Raw genomic sequence first — 21,298 nt, 5'->3', positions numbered from 1 at the left:
ATCAAGACATGAGCGAAGTTTCAGGCCTGATGAAGGGCAAGCGCGGCGTTATTCTCGGCGTCGCCAACAACCGTTCCATTGCCTGGGGCATCGCCAAGGCGTGTCAGGCGCAGGGCGCGGAGATCGCGCTGACCTATCAGGGCGATGCGTTGAAGAAGCGTGTCGAGCCGCTGGCGGCGGAACTCGGCGCCGAGCTGCTGGGCCATTGCGACGTCACCGACGCAGCCACCATCGATGCGGTGTTCGACCGGGTGAAGGAGAAATGGGGCAAGATCGATTTTGTCGTCCACGCCATCGCCTTCTCGGACAAGGACGAGCTCGAAGGTCGCTATGTCGACACATCGGCCGAGAATTTCAGCAAGAGCATGTTGATCTCCTGCTACTCGCTGACGGCCATCGCACAGCGCGCCGAGAAGCTGATGATCGAGGGCGGTTCTATCGTTACGCTGACCTATTACGGCGCCGAGAAGTGGATGCCGAACTACAATGTGATGGGTGTCGCCAAGGCTGCGCTGGAAGCCAGCGTGCGCTATCTGGCGGCTGACCTGGGCGTGAAGGGCATCCGCGTCAATGCGATCTCTGCCGGCCCGATCAAGACGCTGGCCTTCGCAGGGATTGCCGACTCCCGCTATCTGCTGAAATACAATGAGGTCAACGCGCCGCTGCGCAAGAACGTCTCTATCGACGAAGTTGGCCAGAGCGCGGTGTATTTCCTGTCCGATATGTCCACTGGCGTGACCGGCGAAGTGCATCACGTCGATGCCGGTTATCACGTGCTCGGCACCAAGGTGCCGGATGCGCCGGACATCAGCATGGGCGGCAAGGACTGATTGCTGACGTTCATGCCGAAGCCAACCATCTATTATATTCGCCACGGCCAGACCGACTGGAACGCCGCCGGTCGCTTTCAGGGCTCGAAGGACATTCCGCTCAACGATCTCGGTCGGGAGCAGGCGGCACATGCAGGCACCGTCCTGAAGCATATTCTGGCACGGGACGGGTGCGCCAGCGGCGATGTCGCGTTCGTCTCCAGCCCGCTCGGCCGCGCGCGCAACACCATGGAGCTGGTGCGCGGCAAGCTCGATCTGTCGCATGACGACTACGGCCTCGATGATCGTCTGCGTGAGATCGGCTTCGGTCACTGGGAAGGGTTCACGCTGGCCGAGCAGGAAGCTGCGCACCCCGATATCTTCGCGGCGCGGCTGCTGGACAAATGGAGCCTGCCGGCTCCGGGCGGCGAAAGCTATGCCGAAGTCCAGCTGCGGATGCGCGAATGGGTTGACGGCCTCGTGGGCGATACCGTTGCGGTGGCTCATGGCGGCACAGCGCGTGCGCTGATGGTGGCGCTGGGCCTCGAGACGCCGGACGGCGTCAGTGAGTTGCCGATCCAGCAGGGCGCGGTTTACGTGTTCAACGCCGACGGGATGGACAAGTTTAGTTAAGCATTGCGGCCGACCGGGGCGATTTGACCCCTCGGACGGCCCGCGTTACGACATCTGCTCAAGCAGCGAGCGCCCCATGTCCCACAACACCTTCGGCCACATGTTCCGCGTCACCACCTTTGGCGAGAGCCACGGGGTGGCGATCGGCTGCGTGGTCGATGGCTGTCCGCCGCTGATCCCGCTGGATGTCACCGAGATCCAGGCCGATCTCGATCGCCGCCGTCCGGGCCAGTCGCGCTTTACCACGCAGCGGCAGGAGGCCGATGCGGTCAAGATCCTGTCCGGCGTGATGGCGCATCCAGAGACCGGCGTGCAGGTCACGACGGGCACGCCGATCGCGCTGCTGATCGAGAATACCGACCAGCGCTCGAAGGACTATTCGGACATCAAGGACAAGTTTCGTCCGGGCCATGCCGATTTCACCTATGAGGCCAAATACGGTCTGCGCGACTATCGCGGTGGCGGTCGCTCATCCGCGCGCGAGACCGCGACGCGTGTCGCTGCCGGCGCCATTGCGCGCAAGATCATTCCCGGCATGACCGTGCGTGCCGCGCTGGTGCAGATGGGCCCGCACAAGATCAATCGCGGCAACTGGGATTGGGACGAGATTGCGCGCAATCCGTTCTTCTGCCCGGACAAGGACAAGGCCGCGTTCTTCGAAGGCTATCTCGATGGCATCCGCAAATCCGGCTCGTCCATCGGCGCGGTCATCGAGGTCGTTGCTGAAGGTGTGCCCGCAGGTCTGGGTGCTCCCATTTATGCGAAGCTCGACGGCGATCTGGCAGCGGCGCTGATGAGCATCAATGCGGTCAAGGGCGTCGAGATCGGCGACGGTTTTGGCGCCGCGGAATTGTCCGGCGAGGACAATGCCGACGAGATGCGCATGACCAATCACGGCCCGTCATTCCTCTCCAATCATGCTGGCGGGATTCTGGGCGGCATTTCCACCGGCCAGCCGGTGGTTGCCCGCTTTGCCGTGAAACCGACCTCGTCGATCCTGTCGCCGCGCAAGACCGTCGATCGCAACGGCGCCGACACCGATATCCTGACCAAGGGCCGCCACGATCCCTGCGTCGGCATCCGCGCCGTGCCGGTGGCCGAAGCCATGGCCGCCTGTGTGCTCGCCGATCATTTCATTCGGCATCGCGGGCAGGTCGGCTAGGCGAAGGCAGCTGCATCCTTTCGGGTCGATGACCATGCGTGTGGATGTGCTAAGATGCATCCGAAATGGATATGACGCAGCTCGAAGACCTTGTGACCTGGCTCGCAGACGGCGCCCGTTCCGCCGTGCGCACCGATCTCTTTATGGCCGAGACCTGCGAGCGCATGGTCGCTTGCGGCATGCCGCTGTTCCGTGTGGGTGTGTTCGTGCGCACGCTGCACCCCAGCATACTCGGGCGCAATTTCATCTGGCGTGCGGGCGGTGGCATCACCATAGGGTCGATGGCCCATGGTGAGGACGAGGGCGACGAGTTCCTGCTCAGTCCACTGCGCCGTGTTTTCTACGAAGGCATAGAAGTTCGTCATCGCCTGGTCGATGCCGATATCGGCAATGTCCCGTTTCTCGCTGATATGCGCAACGAGGGGAACACGGACTACATCGCCCTGCCGCTCACCATGTCGGACGGCAACGTCCATGCATCGAGCTGGGTGACCCGCGATCCCGATGGCTTTACCGACGCACAACTCGACGGATTGAAACGCGCCATGCCGGCACTGACCCGGATGATCGAGATTCATCTCCTGCGTCGGACCGCCTCCGGACTGCTCGACAACTATGTGGGCGCCCGCGCGGGCGCGCGCATTCTTGCCGGACAGATCCGGCGTGGGCATACCGAAAACATGCAGGCTGTGATCTGGCTTTCGGATCTGCGCGGCTTCACGCGACTGTCCGATCGGCTGCCGTCCGAGAGCGTTGTCGAGATCCTCAACCAGTATTTCGACTGCCAGGTGCCGGCGATCCTGAAACACGGCGGCGAGGTGTTGAAGTTCATGGGTGATGGGTTGCTCGCGGTGTTTCCGGCGGCGGACAATGACGTCGACCTGTCGGCAGTTTGCGGCCGCGTGCTTGAAGCCGCCCGCGAAGCGCGCGAGGCCGTCGAGAACCTGCGCTGGTCAGGCGTGGCCGGAACAGAAGAGCGGTTTCGTTTCGGTGTCGCGCTCCATGTGGGCAACGTCCTCTATGGCAATATCGGTGGCGGCGACCGCCTCGATTTCACCTGTATCGGGCCGGCCGTGAATCTTGCCGCGCGACTGGAGAAAATCGCGAGTGGCCAGCAGCGGACGATCGTGGCGTCGGCGACTTTTGCGGACGCGACCGAGGCCGATTGGGCCGATCTTGGCGAATTCCCCATTGCAGGCTTTGCCAAGGCGGAGCGGGTGTACGGCCTTGCAGACGAGTTGGTGACGACTGCAAGCTGAGCGCTATTCTTCCGGTTCGGTCGTGAACAGCAGCGGATAGCCCTTGGCGCGGCCGGCGTCTGTCGCGCGGGTTGCCTTGGTCTCGGCGACGTCGCGGGTGAATACGGCGACGACGCAGACGCCACGCTGATGCGCCGTCATCATCACCTTGGCGGCCTGATCCTCGGACATGCGGAATTCGGCCTTCAGCACCCGCACGACGAATTCGCGCGGCGTGAAGTCGTCGTTGACGAGAACGACCTTGTATAATTTTGGCCGCTCGACCCTTGGCTTGGCTTTGGCGCTCGGCTTGATGACGGTGTCGGGCATGGCAACTCACGCGGGCGGAGCGGACGTCCTTCAATATAAGGGCACCGTCCAACACTGTCGATCAGCCCCAGGTATCGGCCTCGATCCGGCGGCATCCCTGACCGGATTGTGAACATGCTCGCAGGTTCCTGCTTTGCGGCTCGTCATTTGCATGTCACGATCCCATTCTCAACGGGAGGGCCGCTATGCGCTGGTGTGTCTCGATTGGAGCGGTACTCGTCGCGGGAGCGATGGCCGGCGGCGATGTCGCGAGCTTGGCTGCGACAGGCCCGAAAGCGCAGCTTGCCCCAAATATCCTTGCCCAAAGCAAGCAGGATCCCGTGGTCGATGTCGAGCTGGTGCTGGCGGTCGACGTCTCCTATTCGATGGACATGGAAGAGCTGGCGATCCAGCGGGAGGGCTATGCCCAGGCCATCATTTCCAAGGAATTCCTCGCCGCGCTGAAGAGCGGTCCGACCGGCAAGATCGCGGTCACCTATTTCGAATGGGCGGCCTCCAACGATCAGAAGGTGATCATCCCCTGGCGCGTTATCGACGGGCCTGAGTCTGCCGATGCGGTAGCTGCCGAGATCATGAAGACGCCAATCCGGCGGGCGTCGCGCACCTCCATCTCCGGCGCCATCAATTTCGCCATGCCGTTGTTCGATGCAAATGAGTTACACGGCCTGCGCCGGGTCATCGATATCTCGGGCGACGGTCCCAACAACAATGGCGGGCCCGTGACTATCGCGCGCGACGAGGCGGTCGGCAAAGGCATCGTCATCAACGGCCTGCCAATCATGGCCAAGGAACTGTCCTACTCGACCATGGATATCGAAAACCTCGATCTCTATTACGAGGACTGCGTGGTCGGTGGCGCCGGCTCTTTCGTGGTGCCGATCAAGGAGCGCGACAAGTTCAAGGAAGCGATCCGCACCAAGCTGGTGATGGAAGTCGCTGGATTGATGCCGGAGCCGCGCGCAATTCCGGTCGCCAACACGAGCAGGGAGCCGCGCGTGAATTGCCTGATCGGCGAGAAGATCTGGCAGGATCGCTGGGGGCGGTGAGATTGTTTCTTGAATGCAGAGCGCCGGCAGCGCACTCCCTCGCCCCCTAGCGAAGCTTCGCTTCGCGCGGCTTGCGGGGAGAAGTTAAGACGTTATGAGCTGACTTGCGCAATGGCGTGGAAGAACGTGCCGGTGACGTGGCCGCGCCGTCCGCCACGTTCGGCCATAGGCTCGCTTTGCGCATTCCGGAGATCGACCAGCGGTTCATCGCCGCCGGGATCGATTAGCGAGGCATAGTGGAACTCGTGTCCGCGGATGAGCGATCCCCGTGTTCCGATCGAACTGTCGGATAGCAAGCGCGCCTCGCGATAGCCGAGATGCAGGCGTCGCTTGTGGAAGCTCGTCGTGTGGCCAAGCAGGCCGGTCATCGCATGCCGGTTGCCGTCGGCATCCTCCAGGCCCTCGCCAAGCACCATGTACCCGCCGCACTCGCCATGGACCGGACGTGTCTGCGCAAAGCGAACAAGTCCGGCGCGAAATGTTTGTGCGGAGGCGAGTGTCGCCGCGTGAAGCTCGGGATAGCCGCCTGGCAGCCAGCAGGCATCGCAGTCATCCGACGGTGCTTCATCGGCGAGCGGGGAGAAGCGCATGATTTCTGCGCCGGCGTTGTGCCAGCCGTCGATCAGGTGCGGATAGACGAAGGCGAATGCAGCATCGGCGGCCAGCGCAATGCGCTGACCGGGCGGCAGCAAAGCCGGAACGGCATTGAGTGTTGGCTGGTGGTCGATAGATGCGGCGAGTGCGACAATGGCGTCGAGATCGAGATGCTTCTCCGCCATGTCGGCGAGAGCGGTAATGCGTCGATCAAGGTCGCCATGTTCGCCGGCCTGAATCAGGCCGAGATGGCGTTCGGGTAGCGCGAGTGCCGCGTCGCGCGGGATGGCGCCGACCACGGGAATATCAAGCGGCGCGATGGCATCCGTGATGAGACGGCGGTGCCGGTCAGAGCCGACGCGGTTCAGGATGACGCCCGCGACACGCACGTCAGGATGATGGCTGGCGAAGCCGCGCACCATGGCGGCAGCGGATTGTGATTGCGCCGTGACGTCAAGCACCAGCAGCACCGGCAGCTTGAAGCGCGCGGCGATGCTGGCGCTGCTGCCGTCTCGGTCGGCAACGCCCGGTACGCCGTCGAACAGACCCATGACGCCTTCGACTATCAGCAGATCGGTGGCATCGGTCGCGCCGGCCACGAGTGCGTGCAGCAGCGGCGGCGGCATCGTCCAGCTGTCGAGATTGATGCAAGGCGCGCCGGTGGCGACCGCGTGAAAGGCGGGGTCGATGTAATCAGGTCCGGCCTTGGCTGCGCGCAGAGTGATTCCGCGTCGCCCCAGTGCGGCGAGCAGGCCGAGCGTGACGGTGGTCTTGCCCGCGCCCGAACGTGCTGCGGAGACCAGCAGGCCGGCGGTCATGATGGATTGATCTGCGACATCGTCGCGGATTACCGCGGCGACTGCGACGCCGCAAGGGCGAGGTCTAGGCTGACGCCTTTTCCTTCTTCGGCCAGTATTTGTCGCGCAGATGGCGCTTCACCAGCTTGCCGGTGGGCGTGCGCGGCAGTTCAGCTTCGAAGTCGATGCTCTTCGGGCATTTAATCGGCGACAAGTGCTTGCGGCAGAACACAATCAGCTCGGCCTCCAGCGGCTTGCCGGCCCGGCTCATGTCGTGGAGCTGCACCACGGCCTTGACCTCTTCGCCCATCTCCTCGTTCGGCACGCCGAATACCGCGACGTCGGCGATGTCGGGATGGCCGATCAGCACATCTTCGGTCTCCTGCGGGTAGATGTTCACGCCGCCGGAAATGATCATGTAGGACTTGCGATCGGTGAGATAGAGGAAGCCTTCGTCATCGAGATAGCCGACATCGCCGAGCGTGGACCAGCCACGGGAATTATAGGCGCGCTTCGTCTTCTCGGGATCGTTGTGATAGGTGAATTGAGGTGCGTCGGCGAAATACACGGTGCCGATTTCGCCAACCGGGAGTTCCTGATCCTCTTCGTTGAGAATCTTGATGACGCCGGTCACAGCCTTGCCGACGGTGCCACGATGAGACAGCCACTGCTGTGAGTTCGAGACGGTGACGCCGTTGCCTTCGGAGCCGGCGTAATATTCGATCAGGATCGGACCCCACCAGTCGATCATGCGTGCCTTGACGTCGACCGGGCAGGGTGCCGCGGCATGGATCGCGCCGTTTAGCGACGACACATCGTATTTCAATCGAACTTCGTCGGGTAGTTTCAGCATCCGCACGAACATGGTCGGTACCAGCTGCGACTGGGTGATCCGGTACTTTTCGACCAGCTTGAGGAATTCCTCAGCATCGAAATGCTCCATGATCACCGAGGTGCCGCCGAGCGTGATCGCCATCATGTTGAAGCGCAAGGGAGCCGCGTGATACAGCGGTGCCGGCGACAGATAGATGCTGTCCGACACCATGCCGCACATATCGGCACAGAGCTTCTTCAGGAACGGATTTGGGATGTCGATCGGGTTGTTTTCCGACGCGCGCTTGATGCCCTTGGGCCGTCCTGTGGTGCCTGACGAATACAGCATGTCATAGCCGGCGACCTCATCCGCGATCGGCGTGGCGGGTTGAGATGCGAGCGCCGCGTTCCAGTCGCGAAACCCAGGCCGGGATCCATCGACGAGATAGAACATCGGGGCGTCTGCAGCGGTGGTGATCAGCGGCGCGACGACGTCGGCGCATTTCTCAGAGGTAATGACGACGCGGGCGCCGCAGTCTTTCACGATATAGGCGATTTCGTCTTGCGTGAGGTAACGGCTGATTGCCGTGTAATAGAGCCCGGCGCGTTGGGCAGCCCAGCAGATCTCCATGAAGTCGAGCCGGTTCTCCATCAACAGCGCGACGTGATCGCCGGCCTTCAGCCCGAGCGTGCGAAACAGCTGCGCGCCGCGGTTGGAGCGTTCGTCGAGTTCGCGATAGGTGAGCGCCTGGCCGGAGCCGGCCATGCGGTAGGCAATCTTGTCGGGATTGGTCTTCGCGTGAATCGACGGATGCGTCATGGAGAATTCCTTGGTGTTTCCTCGAAGACCGGCGGATTCTTCCGCTCGTGGTGGTTCAGAATAGTTTGGGCGGATGGGACGTGGCGAGCAGTAGAACGGTCTTGTGCCGGTTATCTACGCGTTGGTCACCATCCGCCGGCTGGAATCGTTAGAGGCGCTCCACGATCGTCACGTTGGCCATGCCGCCGCCTTCGCACATGGTCTGCAGGCCATAGCGCTTGCCCGTCTGCTGAAGTGCATGCACCAGCGTTGTCATCAGCTTGGTGCCGGAGCCGCCGAGCGGATGGCCGAGCGCGATAGCGCCGCCATTGACGTTGAGGCGCTTCGGATCGGCGCCGGTGGCCTTTAGCCAGGCAGTCGGAATCGAGGCGAAAGCTTCGTTGACCTCGAACAGGTCGATGTCGTCGATCTTCATGCCGGCCTTTTCAAGCGCGCGCTTGGTGGCGGGCAGCGGCGCTTCCAGCATGATGACGGGATCGCCGCCCATCATGGTCATGTGGTGGATGCGGGCCATCGGCTTGACGCCGAGCTGCTTGAGACCCTTTTCGTTGACGACCATCACGCCTGACGCGCCGTCGCAGATCTGGCTGGCTGACGCCGCGGTGAGGCGGCCGTTTTCGGCGATCAGCTTGACGCCGCGGATGCCGTCGAGCGTCGCATCGAAGCGAATGCCTTCATCGATGTGATGCGTATCCGTGGAGCCATCGGCGCGGGTGATCTGCAGCGGGATGATCTCGTCCTTGAACCGGCCTGCCTCGGTGGCTGCAATGGCGTGCTGGTGGCTCTCGAACGCGTATTGATCGAGTTCATCCTTGGTCAGACCGTATTTCGCGGCGACCATCTCGGCGCCGGTGAACTGATTGAACTGGATGTTGGGGTAGCGCGCTTCCATGCCCGCGCTCTTGTAGTGGCCCATGCCGGCCTTGGAGGCGAGAATACTTGGCGAGCCCATCGGCACGCGGGTCATGCTCTCGACGCCGGCGGCAATCACGATGTCCATCGAGCCGGCCATCACGGCCTGGGCCGCGAAATGCAGCGCCTGCTGGGAAGACCCGCACTGGCGGTCGATCGAAGTGCCCGGCACGCTTTCCGGCAGCTTTGAGGCCAGCACGGCGTTGCGTGCGACATTGACGGCCTGCTCGCCGCCCTGGCCGACGCAGCCCATGATGACGTCTTCAACCGAAGCGGGATCGGCGCCGGTGCGTTCAACCAGCGTGTTCAAAACCGAGGCTGCGAGATCGGCGGGGTGCCAGCCGGCTAAACGTCCGCCCTTGCGGCCACCTGCGGTTCGTGCGGCGGCGACGATATAGGCCTCGGCCATGCGTGATCTCCCTGTTTTGCCTTGTTTGGCGGCGTTTTTCGCGGCGTTGAATGCGCGGGATTAAAGTGTCCGCGGAGAGTTTAGTCAATCGGTCAATTAACTCTTGAGTGCGGCCGATTGTTCGTATTATCTGCGCTCCGAATGGCACCGACTGTGAACCCCAGCACCTCCGTGAAAACCGTCGCCGGCCGTAATCCGACGGCCGACAAGCTGTTGCTCGCGGCAAGCGAATTGATGATCGCCAGCAACTCCATCGAGGTGTCGCTGAGCGAGATTGCGCAGCAGTCAGGCGTGAACGCCGCGCTGGTGAAATATCATTTCGGCAACAAGGATGGCCTGCTGCTGGCGCTGCTCGCGCGCGACGCCGCCACCGAGATGACCAATCTGGAATATCTGCTGGCGCAGCCGATCTCGGCCACCGCAAAACTGCGGCTGCACATCGCCGGCATCATCAAGGCCTATTACCAGTTTCCCTACATGAATCGGCTGATCCACTACTTGCTGCACGAGAGCAGCAACGAGGCGGCCGACGAAGTCTCGAAGTTCTTCGTGGGACCGTTGCTCGGCTTCCATCGCCGTCTGCTGGCGGAGGGACTTGAATCCGGCGAATTCCGCAAGGTCGATCCGGTGCTGTTCTATACCAGCCTGATCGGTGCCTGCGACAATCTGTTCTTCAGCCGTCATGCGATGTCGCGCGCCATTGGCGTCGGCCCGGTGACGGATGAAGTCTGCCGCGACTACGTCGCCCACATGGAAGCGATGTTGCTTGGCGGAATCCTCACAAACAAGAAGGCCGCAAAGGCCTGATTACAGAGCTAAGAAGAAACGGCCCCAAGGAAAGACTACCAAGAAAATTCAAGAACGTTTGGAAACGCCCAAGGAACCAAATTCAAGAATAACAAAACAAGAAAACGCCCAAGGACCTCTTCTTCTTCTTTTTCTTCGCGACCCAAAAATTCAAGAAACGATCAGAAACGCCCAAGGAAAGGCTCTACTCCATGCAGTTGAAAGACGTAGCCGTATTCATCACCGGCGGTGGCTCGGGTCTCGGCGCCGCGACCGCGCGCGCGATGGCTGCCAAGGGCGCCAAGGTCGCTGTGTTCGATCGTGCGCAGGACAATGCCGAGAAGGTTGCCGCCGAAGTGAAGGGCGTTGCTACCGTCGGCGACGTCACCAGCGAGAACGACGTCAAGGCGGCGCTCGCCAAGGCAGCTGCTGTGCATGGCACCGCACGCGTGCTGGTAAATTGCGCCGGCATCGGTGGCTCACAACGCATCGTCGGCAAGCAGGGCGTCTATCCGCTCGAGAAGTTCACCAATGTCATCATGGTCAACCTCGTCGGCACCTTCAACTGCCTGCGTTTGTTCGCCGAACAGCTCGTCACGCAGGACGCCATCGGCGAAGAGCGCGGCGTCATCATCAACACCGCCAGCGTTGCAGCCTATGAAGGCCAGATCGGCCAGATCGCCTATGCCGCATCGAAGGGCGGCGTCGTCGGCCTCACGCTGCCGGCCGCCCGCGATCTGTCGTCGCAGAAGATCCGCGTCAATACCATCGCGCCGGGCCTGTTCCTCACGCCGCTTTTGATGGGCCTCAACGAAGAAGCCCGCGCCAGCTTGGGCGCGCAGGTCCCGCATCCGGCCCGCCTCGGCGACGCCTCGGAATACGGCAACCTTGCGGTTCACATGGTCGAGAACCCGATGCTGAACGGCGAAACCATCCGCCTCGACGGCGCCATCCGCATGGCTCCGCGCTAGTCATCCGAACACCGTCCCCGCTGTTGCGGGGACGGCTCGTTGTTGAGTCGCGGATGGGTGTGGAGTGGGCGTTGTGACCGAGCCTCTGCTGATCGAACACGACGATGGCGTGGACCGGGTGACGCTCAATCGTCCGGACAGCCTGAACGCGCTCGATCCTGCTCTGATCGACGCGCTCAACGACTACTTCGAAAGCCTGCAGCGCAACCGCAAGACGCGCGTTGTCGTCCTCAAGGGGGCAGGCGCCAATTTCTGCGCCGGGCTCGATCTCAAACATGCGATGGCCGCGCGCTCCGGCCAGAACGCGCCGCGTACCGTCACCGAGTCGCTGGATTCCCAGCGCCGCATCGCCGATATCGTGATGTTGATGCGCCGCTGCCCGCAGCCGATCATTGCGCTGGTGCAGGGTGCTGCGGCTGGCGGCGGTTTCGCGCTGGCGCTGGCCGCCGACATCCGTATTGCCGCGAAGTCGGCACGAATGAACTGCGCCTTCATCAAGCTTGGGCTGGGTGGCTGCGACATCGGCTCCAGCTATTTCCTGCCGCGTCTTGTCGGCGTCTCCGTCGCTTCCGAACTGATCCTCACCGGCCGCTTCATCCATGCCGATCGTGCGCTTGCCGTCGGTCTCGTGTCGGAAGTCGTCGACGACCGTCAACTCGAATCTGCTGCCGCGCCCTATGTTGATGCGATGATGACCGCGTCGCCGGTGGGGCTGCGGCTGTCCAAGGAATGTATCAACATGTCCGTGGATGCCGGCTCGATCGAAGCCGTCATCGCCATGGAAGATCGCAATCAGGTGCTGTGCAGCCGCTCGGACGATTTCGAGGAAGGCATTCGCGCATTCATCGAGAAACGAAAGCCGGTTTACGTCACACGTTAATGCGTGATCTCACGCAACGAACACAGGGTCCGACAAACGAGATCATGGTTCGACAGGAACGGTTTTGGGAGAAACCACATGAACGCCCAGGCTGCCGCGGTGCTGACAAAGCCCGCCTTCCGCAAGATCCACTGGATGGAGCGCGACATCGATGTCGAGCGCCGGCCGGACGGCGTCATTGTCATGAAGTCACTGATACCGTTGATGGCTTATGAGACACATCTGCCGGCGTCTCTGGCCAAATGGGCGAAGGAACGTCCCGATCATACCTGGCTGGCCCAACGCGCCGGCGATGACCGGCAATGGCGCCGGCTCAGCTATGGCGAGGCGAAGCGGACCGCCGATGCGCTGACCCAGGCGCTGTTGGACATGAAGCTTGCGGCCGATGGACCGGTTGCGATCCTGTCAGGCAATTCCATCGAGCATGCGCTGATGACCATGGCAGCGATGCAGGCGCGGCATCCGGCTGCGCCGGTATCGCCTGCCTATTCGTTGATGAGCCAGGATCACGCCAAGCTCAAATATCTGTTCGATCTGGTGAAGCCTGTTGCTGTCATGGTGCAGGACGGGCCGACCTTCCAGAAGGCACTGGATGCGCTTGATCTCACCGGCATCAAGATCATCCATGTAGCGCGCCCGCCAGCGGGGATCGCCAGCACGGCCTATGCCGACATGGTCGCGACCAAGGTTACGCCCGCGGTTGATGCATCACTTGCGGATATCAAGCCCGATACGGTCGGCAAGCTGCTGTTCACTTCGGGCTCCACCGGCATGCCCAAGGCCGTCGTCAACACGCAGCGGATGATGACAGCGAATGCCGCGATGATGATGCAGACGCGGCCACGCGATCCGAATGCGCAGCCGCCGGTCTATCTCGACTGGATGCCGTGGAATCACACCATGGGCGGCAATGCTCTGTTCAATCCGCTGCTGATCGATGGCGGAACGCTCTATATCGACGATGGCCGTCCGATGCCGGGCATGATCGACGAGACATTGCGCAATCTGCGCGAAATCTCGCCGACCTATTACGCCAACGTGCCGGCGGGCTATGCGGCGATCGCCAGCGCGATGGAGAAGGACGATGCGCTGGCGCGCTCGTTCTTCAAGAACCTGAGCCTGATGGCCTATGGCGGTGCGCGTCTCCCCGACGATCTCTATGACCGTATGCAGGCATTGGCCGTGCGCGCCACCGGCGAGCGCATCGTGTTCTATACCGGCTGGGGCTGCACCGAGACGTCGCCGACCTCGACGGGCACCTATTGGGACACAGAACGCGTCGGCCTGATCGGTCTGCCGTTCCCCGGCGTCGAGTTGAAAATGGTGCCGGTGGATTCGAAGTACGAACTGCGCTTGCGCGGCGTCAATGTGATGCCTGGTTACTATCGCCAGCCGGAGCTGACAAAAGCGGCCTTCGACGAGGAAGGCTTCTATAAGATCGGCGATGCCGGCATCTTCGTCGACGACAATGATCCCGTGCAGGGCCTGATCTTTTCCGGCCGGGTGGTGGAAGATTTCAAGCTCACGACCGGCACCTTCGTGCATGTTGGCTCGCTGCGCACCGACGTCATCGCTGCGGCAACGCCCGTGATGCAGGATGCGCTGATCACCGGGCAGGATCGTCCTTACATCGGCGTGCTTGCCTGGCCCAATCTGCCCGCCTGCCGCATCTTGATCGGCGAGCCCGAAGCTGATTTCGCGGATGTGGTGAAACATCCCGCGGTTCTTGCCTGTCTGAAGAAGGGGCTGCAGACGCACAACGCCTCCTGTGAGGGCGCCAGCAGCCGGCGCATCGCGCGCGCGATGTTCATGGTCGAGCCGCCATCCATCGACGGCAACGAACTTACCGACAAGGGCTACATCAACCAGCGCGCCGGCCTCGAACGCCGCGCGGCGCTGGTCGCGCAGCTTTACGCCGATCATCCCGGCGAAGACGTCATCATCCTCAACTAGACTTTCATCGATTAGAACAGAGTACACCGCCATGAATTTCGATTTCTCCGACGACCAGAAGCAGCTCCGCGATGAGGCCCGGCGTTTTCTCACCGAGAAGTGCCCGCCCAAGGCGGTGCGCGCCGTGATCGACGGCAAGGCGCCGTATGATCGCGAGCTCTGGAAGGGCCTTGCGGATATGGGCTTCCTCGGCGTCGCCATCCCGGAAGCCTTCGGCGGTTCAGGTGCTGGCCATCTCGAACTGTGCGTGATCGCAGAGGAAATGGGCCGCGCGCTGGCACCGGTGCCGTTCTCGTCCACGGTTTATCTCGCGGCTGAAGCGCTGCTGCTCGCAGGCTCCGATGCGCAGAAGCAGAAATGGCTGCCGGCGATTGCACAGGGCAATGCCATCGGCACGCTGGCGCTGTTCGAAGGTTCGGGCAATCCATCGCCGAAGGCGATCAAGCTGACTGCTGCAAATGGCGTGTTGAACGGCACCAAGAAGCCAGTGGCCGACGGCGCGATTGCTGATTTCGCCATCGTCGCCGCACGTACTGGCTCGACCGGTCGGGATACCGATATCGCATTGTATCTGGTCGATCTCACCAGCGAAGGCGTCGAGGCCAAGGCGCTGACCTCCATCGATCCCTCGCGTAATCAGGCGGAAATCTCCTTCAAGAACGTCAAGGCCGAGCTGCTTGGCGCCGCCAATGAAGGCTGGAGCATTCTCAGCCAAGTGCTCGATCGCGCCGCCGTTCTGATCGGCTTCGAACAGGTCGGCGGTTCCGACCGCGCACTGGAAATGGGCCGCGACTACGCGCTCGACCGTATCGCCTTCGGTCGCCAGATCGGTTCGTTCCAGGCGGTGAAGCACATGCTTGCCGACATGTATGTCTCCGCGACGCTGGCGCGCTCCAACTGCTACTATGGCGCATGGGCGCTCTCGACCAATGCATCCGAACTGCCTGAAGCCGCCGCAGCCGCGCGCATCAGCGCGACGCAGGCGTTCCAGCACTGCTCGAAGAACAACATCCAGGTCCATGGCGGTATGGGCTTCACCTGGGAGTTCGATTGCCATCTGTATTATCGCCGCTCCAACGCCGTCGCGGTCGGATTGGGCTCGCTGTCCTATTGGGAAGACCAATTGATCGAACGCATGCGCCAGAAGAATGCGGCGTAAGGATCCATCGAGATGAATTTCGATGACACCCCGCAAGAGGCCGAGTTCCGCGCCAAGGCGCGCGCATGGATCGCGGCCAATGCGCCGCGCGAATATGAGGACGAGCTGAAGAAAGCCGCCCTCGGCCGCATCCAGCTCAAGAGCGTGAATATCCTCGAAGTCGCAAAGGCCTGGCAGAAGAAGAAGGCCGATGCCGGCTGGGCCGTGCCGCATTGGCCGAAGGACTATGGCGGCCGCGGCGCGTCGCCGATCGAGCGCGTGATCTGGCAACAGGAAGAGGGCGTATTCGGCAAGCTTGGCGCGCTGTTCATCATCGGCCACGGCATGTGCGGCCCGACCATGATGGCCTATGCCTCCGAGGAACATAAACGGCACTATCTGCCGCCGCTCGCATCCGGCGAAAAGATCTGGTGTCAGCTATTCTCCGAACCCGCCGGCGGCTCGGACGTTGCTGGTCTGCGCACGCGCGCTGAGAAGGACGGAGATGACTGGGTCATCAACGGCCAGAAGATCTGGACTTCCGGCGCACATTACTCGGATTACGGCATCCTGATTACCCGTACCGACCCAACTGTGCCGAAGCACAAGGGTCTCACCATGTTCTTCCTGGACATGAAGAGTCCGGGCGTCGAGGTGAAGCCGATCAAACAGGCCAACGGCCAGGCCGAGTTCAACGAGGTGTATTTCGCCGACGTGCGGATTCCCGATGCGCAGCGGCTGGGAGCTGTCGGTGATGGCTGGAACGTGTCGCTGACCACGCTGATGAACGAACGCATGGCGATCGGCGCCAATGTCGCCACCGGCTTCCCGGAACTGTTCGAGTTCTGCAACAGTCTGATGCTCGATGACGGTCCCGCCATCGACGATCCCGCCGTGCGCTCCAAACTTGCCAACTGGGCGGTGCGTGCCTCGGGCCTGCGTTACACGGCATTCCGTTCGATCTCCGCACTGTCGCGCGGCGAACGGCCGGGCCCGGAAAACTCCATCGGCAAACTCGTCGCCGGCGCCATGCTGCAGGACGTCGCGACTTACGCGCTGGATCTGCAAGGCGCTGCCGGAGTGCTCAACGGTCCCGACGATGCGGAGGTCGCCGGCAAGTTCCAGGCGATGCTGCTGCGCTCGCCCGCAACGCGTGTCGAAGGCGGCACCGACGAGATCCTGCGCAACATCATCGCGGAACGTGTGCTCGGTTTGCCGGGTGACATCCGCGTCGACAAGGACGTGCCATTCAACAAGATCCCGACCAAGGGACGATAACTGGCGACCAGGGTGGCTTGCTGTCCTGGTCGCAGTTTTTCTTTTTCGTAGAGGACGACTGCCATGAATTTCGATGACACGCCGCAGGAAGCCGAATTCCGCGCCGTCGCGCGCAAGTGGATCGATGCCAATGCGCCCAAGGAACTGGAAGCAGAGCTGACCAAGCCGTCGGCGAAGCGCGCCAGCGAAAAGCGCGACGCGATGCTCGACGTCGCCAAGGCCTGGCAGAAGAAGAAGGCCGATGCCGGCTGGGCGTGCCTGCACTGGCCGAAGGAATATGGCGGTCGCGGTTCGACGCCGATCGAGCGCGTGATCTGGCAACAGGAAGAGGGCGTCTATGACAAGCTGGCGCGTCCTTTTGCCATCGGGCAGGGCATGTGCGGCCCCACCGTGATGGCCTATGCGTCCGAAGACCAGAAGCGCAAATATCTGCCGCCGCTGGCCTCCGGCGAAAAGGTCTGGTGCCAGTTGTTCTCCGAGCCCGCGGGTGGTTCGGACGTCGCCGGCCTCCGCACCCGCGCAGAGAAGGACGGCGACGACTGGATCGTCAACGGCCAGAAGATCTGGACCTCCGGAGCGCATTATTCGGACTACGGTATCCTCATAACCCGCACCGATCCCAATGTGCCCAAGCACAAGGGCCTCACCATGTTCTTCCTCGACATGAAGAGCGAAGGCGTCGAGGTGAAGCCGATCAAACAGGCCAATGGTATGCAGGAATTTAACGAGGTGTTCTTCACCAATGTTCGGATTCCGGACAGCCAGCGGCTCGGCGCCGTCGGTGACGGCTGGAACGTGTCGCTGACCACGCTGATGAACGAGCGCATGTCGATCGGGTCGCGCGTGGCGACCGGCTTCCCGGAACTGTTCGAGTATTGCAGCAATCTGATGCTGGAAGACGGCCTCGCCATCGACGATCCCAATGTGCGTTCGAAGCTGGCAAGCTGGGCGGTCAAGAACTCCGGCCTGAAATACACCAGCTATCGCTCGATCTCCGCGCTGTCGAAGGGCGAACGTCCGGGTCCGGAAAATTCTATCGGCAAGCTCGTCTCCGGCATGATGATGCAGGACATCGCCATGTTCGCCGCCGACCTGCAGGGGGCCTCCGGCGCGCTGGTCGGCGCCGATGCGGAAGCGGCCGGTGAATTCCAGGCGACGATTCTCGGCTCGCCGTCGATGCGTATCGCGGGTGGCACCGACGAGATCCTGCGCAACATCATCGCCGAGCGCGTGCTCGGTCTGCCGGGCGATATCCGCGTCGACAAGGACGTGCCGTTCAACAAGGTCCCGACCAAGGGACGGTAAGGCCGATTATGACCGCTCCCATCGACACGCTCGAAGATCTCCTGGCGTCACGCTACTCCTGCCGGGCCTACAAGACCGGGCAGGTGCCACGCGCCATCATCGACCGCGTTCTTAATGCCGCGCAGAAGACGGCGTCATGGTGCAACAGCCAGCCATGGCAGGTGACGATCACGTCGGGCGAAGCGACCAGGAAATTCCGCGACGTGTTGTATCCGGTTGCGGCCGCGGGTACGCCGAGCACCGGGGACTTTGAGTTTCCGCGCGAATATCGCGGTGTTTATCTGGATCGCCGCCGCGAGAGCGGCTTCCAGCTCTACAACACGCTGGGCATCGCGCGCGGCGACAAAGCTGCCTATGCCGAACAGGCGTTGCAGAACTTCAACTTCTTCGGCGCACCGCATGTGGCGATCATCACCTCGGACGAGGCACTCGGCGTCTATGGCGCGGTGGACTGCGGTGGCTATGTGAACAACTTCATGCTGGCGGCGCAGGCGCTGGGATTGGCGACCGTGCCGCAGGCCGCGCTGGCATTTCATTCGGCGGTCGTGCGCAAGCATTTCGGTATGAGCGACGACCGCCGCGTGGTTTGCGGCATCTCGTTCGGCTATCCGGATCGCGAGCACAAGGTGAATAGCTACCGGACCAACCGTGCGCAGTTAGGCGATGTAGCGACGTTTGTGGGGTGATCCCAGGCCGTTATTCCGGGGCGCAGGCGCATCTTGCGCACGCGAACCTCAGTCACTCCAACCGGAGTGGCTGAGAATCCAGCAGTGCTTTATCATCTCGGGATTCCGGGCTTGGTCCCGTCGCCTTCGGCGCTGGTCTCGCCCCGGAATGACGAGTGTTAGTTTCAGAACCTCGGCGCCCGCTTCTCCGCAAACGCCTTGGTCCCTTCCTTGATTTCATCGCCGCGCATACTGTCCCGCGCGCGCTGATCAGCAGCGGCTTCGTCCAGCTCGCCGCGGGCGAACTCATTGATCGCCTGCTTCATGCCGCGCATGGCGATCGGCGCGTTGCCGGCGAGGATCGTCGCCAGCTTGTCGACTTCCTCGTCCAGTGCTTCGGCGGGCGCCGTCGCGGTGAGGTATCCGATGCGCAGCAATTCGCTGGCTTCCAGTTTCTGCGCCGTCAGAAAGAGTCGCTTGGCATTGTCGACACCGAGCCGGCTGACATAGCGTTTGATGCCGCCTTTGTAGTAATGCAGCCCGAGCCGCGCAGCGGGCATGAACATCTCGCAAGTGTCGACGCCGATGCGGAAGTCGCAGGCCAGCGCCAGGTCGGTCGAGCCGCCATAGACGCCGCCATTGAGCCGGCAGATGGTCGGGAGCGCGAGGTCTTCCAGCCGGTTGGCGACGGCCTCGAAGGCCGATCCGGAGGAGCCTTCGGCTACCGGCTTGGGCGCACTGGCGGCGCGTTCGGAAATTGCATTGAGGTCGAAGCCGGCGCTGAAGGCGCGGCCGGTTCCGGTCACAACCAGCACCCGGATGGCGTGATCAGCCTCTACGCGATCGAACAGATCCATCAGGGTGTCCAGATCGAGCTGGGACAGCCGGTTGAGCTTCTGGGGGCGGTTCAGGCGGATGGTGGCGCGGGGGCCGTCGATGGTCAGGATGGGCGTCGAGGACTGGTCTGATGCGGTGTCCGTCGTTTCCGACATGTTGTTTGTTCTCCTTTGGACAGGCCTGTGACGGTGCCCGCGCCCGGATGGCGCGTCAATCCGCGCACCGGACCGTGATTTTGGGTGGCTGCAGGGCGGGCTATTTTAGCCGGATCGGCTATATTGCGCCCGCAAAGGCCCCGGTCATCCGCGCTTCACGATTGCGGAGGACGTTGCGGCCGCTCTTTTGAATTGGTTTTGCTGCCATGGATATGTCCTATCTCCATCACTTCGGTAGCGCTGCCGCCACGATCTTCGTGGTCGCGACTGCCACCATGCGGACGATGATCCCGCTGCGGGTGTTCGGCATTATGGCCAATCTGCTGCTGATTGCGGTTTCGATTCCGACCCACAATTATCCGACCATGGTGCTTCACGCCGTGCTGCTGCCGGTCAATGTGTATCGTCTGCGCCAGATGCTGCAGCTCGTGCGCGATGTGAAGAAGTCCGTGAATTCGGATCTGTCGATGGAATGGCTGAAGCCATTCATGACCAAGGAGAAGTGCAAGGCTGGTGAGATCCTGTTCTACAAGGATGAGAAGGCCGACCGGATGTTCTACATCGTCGCCGGCCGCTATCGCCTCGTGGAGTCCGGGATCGAATTGCCGGTCGGCGCCATCGTCGGCGAGCTCGGCATGCTGTCGCCGCAGGGCGAGCGTACGCAGACACTCGAATGCATAGAGGATGGACTGGTGCTGAGCGTGACCTACGCCCAGGTCGAGGAGCTCTACGTGCAGAATCCGGAATTCGGTTTCTTCTTCCTGCGTCTCGCCAGCGCGCGGCTGTTCGAGAACATCGGTGCGCTCGAAGCGCGGCTGTCGCAGCGCGAACCGCCGGCTCCCGTTGCTGCGGCCGCTGCACAGCCGGCCTGATCGTAAGGAATCGTCGTGGCAGCCTTCACCAATGTCATTCGCTCAACCATCGGCGAAATCGCCGGCATCCACGATGTCGCCGCGGTGCAATACCCTGCCGGGCTACCGGGCGCCGTGCGGCTGATTGCAGAAGAGAGCGTTGCATTGCTGATCGACTATCAGAGCCCGGCCTATGCGCAGCTCTATTGCGACCGGCTGCGCCGTTTCGTCGGGAAGCGCGGCTTGGATGACGGACTGTTTGCCGAGATCGCACGTTTGCTCACCGTGCGCATGAGCTATCTCGATCCGATCCGTATCGCGCAGCTGAAATTGCAGGAACCGGTGACGCCAGGCCGCAAACCGGTCGTCGACAAGCGGCGCTTTCGCCTGGATGAATTGGTGTCTTCCTTGCCCGAGATCGTCGGCGATCCGGCTCTGTGGGTCCTGGAGCGGATCTATTGCGCGCATCGGACCATTCCGATCCGTTTCAGCAAGGCGAATGTCTTCAGCGTCAAGCGTCTCGCATTCGAAGCCTGGCTGCGCCACTGGCGGCGTCTCTCCACACGCTATGAGATGGAACGCGTCTGGGTCGAGCGCTGGCTGCATATGATCGATCGTGCGCTGACAAGGCGGCCCGATGCGGTGGAGGCGGTGGTGCGATCGGCCACGATGATCGAAGGTTATGGCACGGGCTATCGGCAGGGCATGGCAGCCTGGCATCAGATCGTCGACGGGCTGGCCAAGCCGGCTTTCGACGGCACGCTGGTGATCGCCGATCTGGCGGAGGCGATTATGCGGGCGCGTACCGTGCCGCGCGATCCCAAGGGTGATCAATTGCGCAAGGCGATCGGCGAACTCCGGGCGCATGCGGTAATGAACTAGCGTGGAAATGGAATGCGGGCAGCGCCGTCTCGAC

The 21,298-nt window shown here is 62.3% G+C and carries 20 protein-coding genes; 15 read left to right on the top strand and 5 right to left on the bottom strand.

Annotation, left to right across the window (positions count from 1 at the left end; genetic code table 11):
• Nucleotides 1-8: 8 nt before the first annotated feature.
• The 4 genes from fabI (at nucleotide 9) to CIW50_RS13140 (ending at nucleotide 3,863) form a co-directional block, all read left to right on the top strand.
• A complete protein-coding gene (fabI, locus tag CIW50_RS13155; protein WP_149531708.1) occupies nucleotides 9-830 on the top strand; it encodes an enoyl-ACP reductase FabI in 822 nt (273 codons plus the stop codon).
• 12 nt (nucleotides 831-842) lie between these two features.
• Complete coding sequence (locus tag CIW50_RS13150) at nucleotides 843-1,442, top strand: histidine phosphatase family protein (RefSeq protein WP_149531707.1); 600 nt, start codon at nucleotides 843-845, stop codon at nucleotides 1,440-1,442.
• A 76-nt stretch (nucleotides 1,443-1,518) separates the two neighbouring features.
• The gene (aroC, locus tag CIW50_RS13145) at nucleotides 1,519-2,604 is read left to right on the top strand and encodes a chorismate synthase (protein ID WP_149531706.1); all 1,086 of its coding nucleotides are present in this window, start codon (nucleotides 1,519-1,521) and stop codon (nucleotides 2,602-2,604) included.
• Between the two features lie 65 nt (nucleotides 2,605-2,669).
• Nucleotides 2,670-3,863, top strand: coding sequence for an adenylate/guanylate cyclase domain-containing protein (locus tag CIW50_RS13140; RefSeq protein WP_149531705.1), 1,194 nt, complete (start codon nucleotides 2,670-2,672; stop codon nucleotides 3,861-3,863).
• Nucleotides 3,864-3,866: 3 nt separating this feature from the next.
• Here CIW50_RS13140 and clpS read toward each other — a convergent pair whose 3' ends face one another.
• Nucleotides 3,867-4,172 (bottom strand): ATP-dependent Clp protease adapter ClpS, encoded by a 306-nt coding sequence (gene clpS, locus CIW50_RS13135; protein ID WP_149531704.1) that lies wholly within the window; start codon nucleotides 4,170-4,172, stop codon nucleotides 3,867-3,869.
• A 185-nt stretch (nucleotides 4,173-4,357) separates the two neighbouring features.
• Here clpS and CIW50_RS13130 point away from each other — a divergent pair, with 185 nt between their 5' ends.
• Nucleotides 4,358-5,218, top strand: coding sequence for a DUF1194 domain-containing protein (locus tag CIW50_RS13130; RefSeq protein WP_149531703.1), 861 nt, complete (start codon nucleotides 4,358-4,360; stop codon nucleotides 5,216-5,218).
• Nucleotides 5,219-5,310: 92 nt separating this feature from the next.
• On the opposite strand, the gene CIW50_RS13125 is transcribed toward CIW50_RS13130, so the two are convergent.
• The 3 genes from CIW50_RS13125 to CIW50_RS13115 all read right to left on the bottom strand — a co-directional run bounded on the left by CIW50_RS13125 (nucleotide 5,311) and on the right by CIW50_RS13115 (nucleotide 9,563).
• The gene (locus CIW50_RS13125) at nucleotides 5,311-6,630 is read right to left on the bottom strand and encodes a cobyrinic acid a,c-diamide synthase CobB (protein WP_149531702.1); all 1,320 of its coding nucleotides are present in this window, start codon (nucleotides 6,628-6,630) and stop codon (nucleotides 5,311-5,313) included.
• Nucleotides 6,631-6,694: 64 nt separating this feature from the next.
• Nucleotides 6,695-8,242, bottom strand: a complete 1,548-nt coding sequence (locus CIW50_RS13120; RefSeq protein ID WP_149531701.1) for an acyl-CoA synthetase — start codon at nucleotides 8,240-8,242, stop codon at nucleotides 6,695-6,697.
• 148 nt (nucleotides 8,243-8,390) lie between these two features.
• Nucleotides 8,391-9,563: an acetyl-CoA C-acetyltransferase gene (locus CIW50_RS13115; protein WP_149531700.1), complete on the bottom strand. Its 1,173-nt coding sequence runs from the start codon at nucleotides 9,561-9,563 to the stop codon at nucleotides 8,391-8,393.
• A gap of 141 nt (nucleotides 9,564-9,704) precedes the next feature.
• Here CIW50_RS13115 and CIW50_RS13110 point away from each other — a divergent pair, with 141 nt between their 5' ends.
• From CIW50_RS13110 to CIW50_RS13075, 8 genes are all read left to right on the top strand, one after another.
• A complete protein-coding gene (locus CIW50_RS13110) occupies nucleotides 9,705-10,370 on the top strand; it encodes a TetR family transcriptional regulator (RefSeq protein WP_149531699.1) in 666 nt (221 codons plus the stop codon).
• Nucleotides 10,371-10,561: 191 nt separating this feature from the next.
• The gene (locus tag CIW50_RS13105; protein ID WP_149531698.1) at nucleotides 10,562-11,320 is read left to right on the top strand and encodes an SDR family NAD(P)-dependent oxidoreductase; all 759 of its coding nucleotides are present in this window, start codon (nucleotides 10,562-10,564) and stop codon (nucleotides 11,318-11,320) included.
• Between the two features lie 73 nt (nucleotides 11,321-11,393).
• Complete coding sequence (locus tag CIW50_RS13100) at nucleotides 11,394-12,200, top strand: enoyl-CoA hydratase/isomerase family protein (protein ID WP_149531697.1); 807 nt, start codon at nucleotides 11,394-11,396, stop codon at nucleotides 12,198-12,200.
• Between the two features lie 78 nt (nucleotides 12,201-12,278).
• Nucleotides 12,279-14,153, top strand: a complete 1,875-nt coding sequence (locus CIW50_RS13095) for an AMP-binding protein (protein ID WP_149531696.1) — start codon at nucleotides 12,279-12,281, stop codon at nucleotides 14,151-14,153.
• Between the two features lie 31 nt (nucleotides 14,154-14,184).
• Entirely contained in the window at nucleotides 14,185-15,312 is a 1,128-nt protein-coding gene (locus tag CIW50_RS13090) for an acyl-CoA dehydrogenase family protein (protein ID WP_149531695.1), read from the top strand.
• Between the two features lie 12 nt (nucleotides 15,313-15,324).
• Entirely contained in the window at nucleotides 15,325-16,569 is a 1,245-nt protein-coding gene (locus CIW50_RS13085) for an acyl-CoA dehydrogenase (RefSeq protein WP_149531694.1), read from the top strand.
• Nucleotides 16,570-16,632: 63 nt separating this feature from the next.
• Entirely contained in the window at nucleotides 16,633-17,874 is a 1,242-nt protein-coding gene (locus CIW50_RS13080) for an acyl-CoA dehydrogenase (protein WP_149531693.1), read from the top strand.
• 8 nt (nucleotides 17,875-17,882) lie between these two features.
• Nucleotides 17,883-18,560: a nitroreductase gene (locus tag CIW50_RS13075; RefSeq protein ID WP_149531692.1), complete on the top strand. Its 678-nt coding sequence runs from the start codon at nucleotides 17,883-17,885 to the stop codon at nucleotides 18,558-18,560.
• A gap of 164 nt (nucleotides 18,561-18,724) precedes the next feature.
• Here the strand turns inward: CIW50_RS13075 and CIW50_RS13070 are convergent, their stop codons facing one another.
• A complete protein-coding gene (locus CIW50_RS13070) occupies nucleotides 18,725-19,531 on the bottom strand; it encodes an enoyl-CoA hydratase/isomerase family protein (RefSeq protein ID WP_149531691.1) in 807 nt (268 codons plus the stop codon).
• Between the two features lie 206 nt (nucleotides 19,532-19,737).
• On the opposite strand from CIW50_RS13070, the gene CIW50_RS13065 reads away from it, so the two are divergent.
• Together CIW50_RS13065 and CIW50_RS13060 are read left to right on the top strand one after the other, a co-directional pair.
• The gene (locus tag CIW50_RS13065; protein ID WP_149531690.1) at nucleotides 19,738-20,403 is read left to right on the top strand and encodes a Crp/Fnr family transcriptional regulator; all 666 of its coding nucleotides are present in this window, start codon (nucleotides 19,738-19,740) and stop codon (nucleotides 20,401-20,403) included.
• A gap of 15 nt (nucleotides 20,404-20,418) precedes the next feature.
• The gene (locus tag CIW50_RS13060; protein ID WP_149531689.1) at nucleotides 20,419-21,264 is read left to right on the top strand and encodes a DUF6537 domain-containing protein; all 846 of its coding nucleotides are present in this window, start codon (nucleotides 20,419-20,421) and stop codon (nucleotides 21,262-21,264) included.
• Nucleotides 21,265-21,298: the final 34 nt, after the last annotated feature.

The sequence above is a fragment of the Tardiphaga sp. P9-11 genome (assembly GCF_008329525.1).
Lineage (GTDB): Bacteria > Pseudomonadota > Alphaproteobacteria > Rhizobiales > Xanthobacteraceae > Tardiphaga.
Note: the sequence above shows the minus strand (reverse complement) of the source record. Positions and strands in the feature narration are given on the sequence as shown.

Bases quoted from the DNA above. Each gene is read 5' to 3' on its own strand.
- fabI (WP_149531708.1), top strand. From the start codon at position 9: ATGAGCGAAGTTTCAGGCCTGATGAAGGGCAAGCGCGGCGTTATTCTC.
- CIW50_RS13150 (WP_149531707.1), top strand. From the start codon at position 843: ATGCCGAAGCCAACCATCTATTATATTCGCCACGGCCAGACCGACTGG.
- aroC (WP_149531706.1), top strand. From the start codon at position 1,519: ATGTCCCACAACACCTTCGGCCACATGTTCCGCGTCACCACCTTTGGC.
- CIW50_RS13140 (WP_149531705.1), top strand. From the start codon at position 2,670: ATGGATATGACGCAGCTCGAAGACCTTGTGACCTGGCTCGCAGACGGC.
- clpS (WP_149531704.1), bottom strand. From the start codon at position 4,172: ATGCCCGACACCGTCATCAAGCCGAGCGCCAAAGCCAAGCCAAGGGTC.
- CIW50_RS13130 (WP_149531703.1), top strand. From the start codon at position 4,358: ATGCGCTGGTGTGTCTCGATTGGAGCGGTACTCGTCGCGGGAGCGATG.
- CIW50_RS13125 (WP_149531702.1), bottom strand. From the start codon at position 6,630: ATGACCGCCGGCCTGCTGGTCTCCGCAGCACGTTCGGGCGCGGGCAAG.
- CIW50_RS13120 (WP_149531701.1), bottom strand. From the start codon at position 8,242: ATGACGCATCCGTCGATTCACGCGAAGACCAATCCCGACAAGATTGCC.
- CIW50_RS13115 (WP_149531700.1), bottom strand. From the start codon at position 9,563: ATGGCCGAGGCCTATATCGTCGCCGCCGCACGAACCGCAGGTGGCCGC.
- CIW50_RS13110 (WP_149531699.1), top strand. From the start codon at position 9,705: ATGGCACCGACTGTGAACCCCAGCACCTCCGTGAAAACCGTCGCCGGC.
- CIW50_RS13105 (WP_149531698.1), top strand. From the start codon at position 10,562: ATGCAGTTGAAAGACGTAGCCGTATTCATCACCGGCGGTGGCTCGGGT.
- CIW50_RS13095 (WP_149531696.1), top strand. From the start codon at position 12,279: ATGAACGCCCAGGCTGCCGCGGTGCTGACAAAGCCCGCCTTCCGCAAG.
- CIW50_RS13090 (WP_149531695.1), top strand. From the start codon at position 14,185: ATGAATTTCGATTTCTCCGACGACCAGAAGCAGCTCCGCGATGAGGCC.
- CIW50_RS13085 (WP_149531694.1), top strand. From the start codon at position 15,325: ATGAATTTCGATGACACCCCGCAAGAGGCCGAGTTCCGCGCCAAGGCG.
- CIW50_RS13080 (WP_149531693.1), top strand. From the start codon at position 16,633: ATGAATTTCGATGACACGCCGCAGGAAGCCGAATTCCGCGCCGTCGCG.
- CIW50_RS13075 (WP_149531692.1), top strand. From the start codon at position 17,883: ATGACCGCTCCCATCGACACGCTCGAAGATCTCCTGGCGTCACGCTAC.
- CIW50_RS13070 (WP_149531691.1), bottom strand. From the start codon at position 19,531: ATGTCGGAAACGACGGACACCGCATCAGACCAGTCCTCGACGCCCATC.
- CIW50_RS13065 (WP_149531690.1), top strand. From the start codon at position 19,738: ATGGATATGTCCTATCTCCATCACTTCGGTAGCGCTGCCGCCACGATC.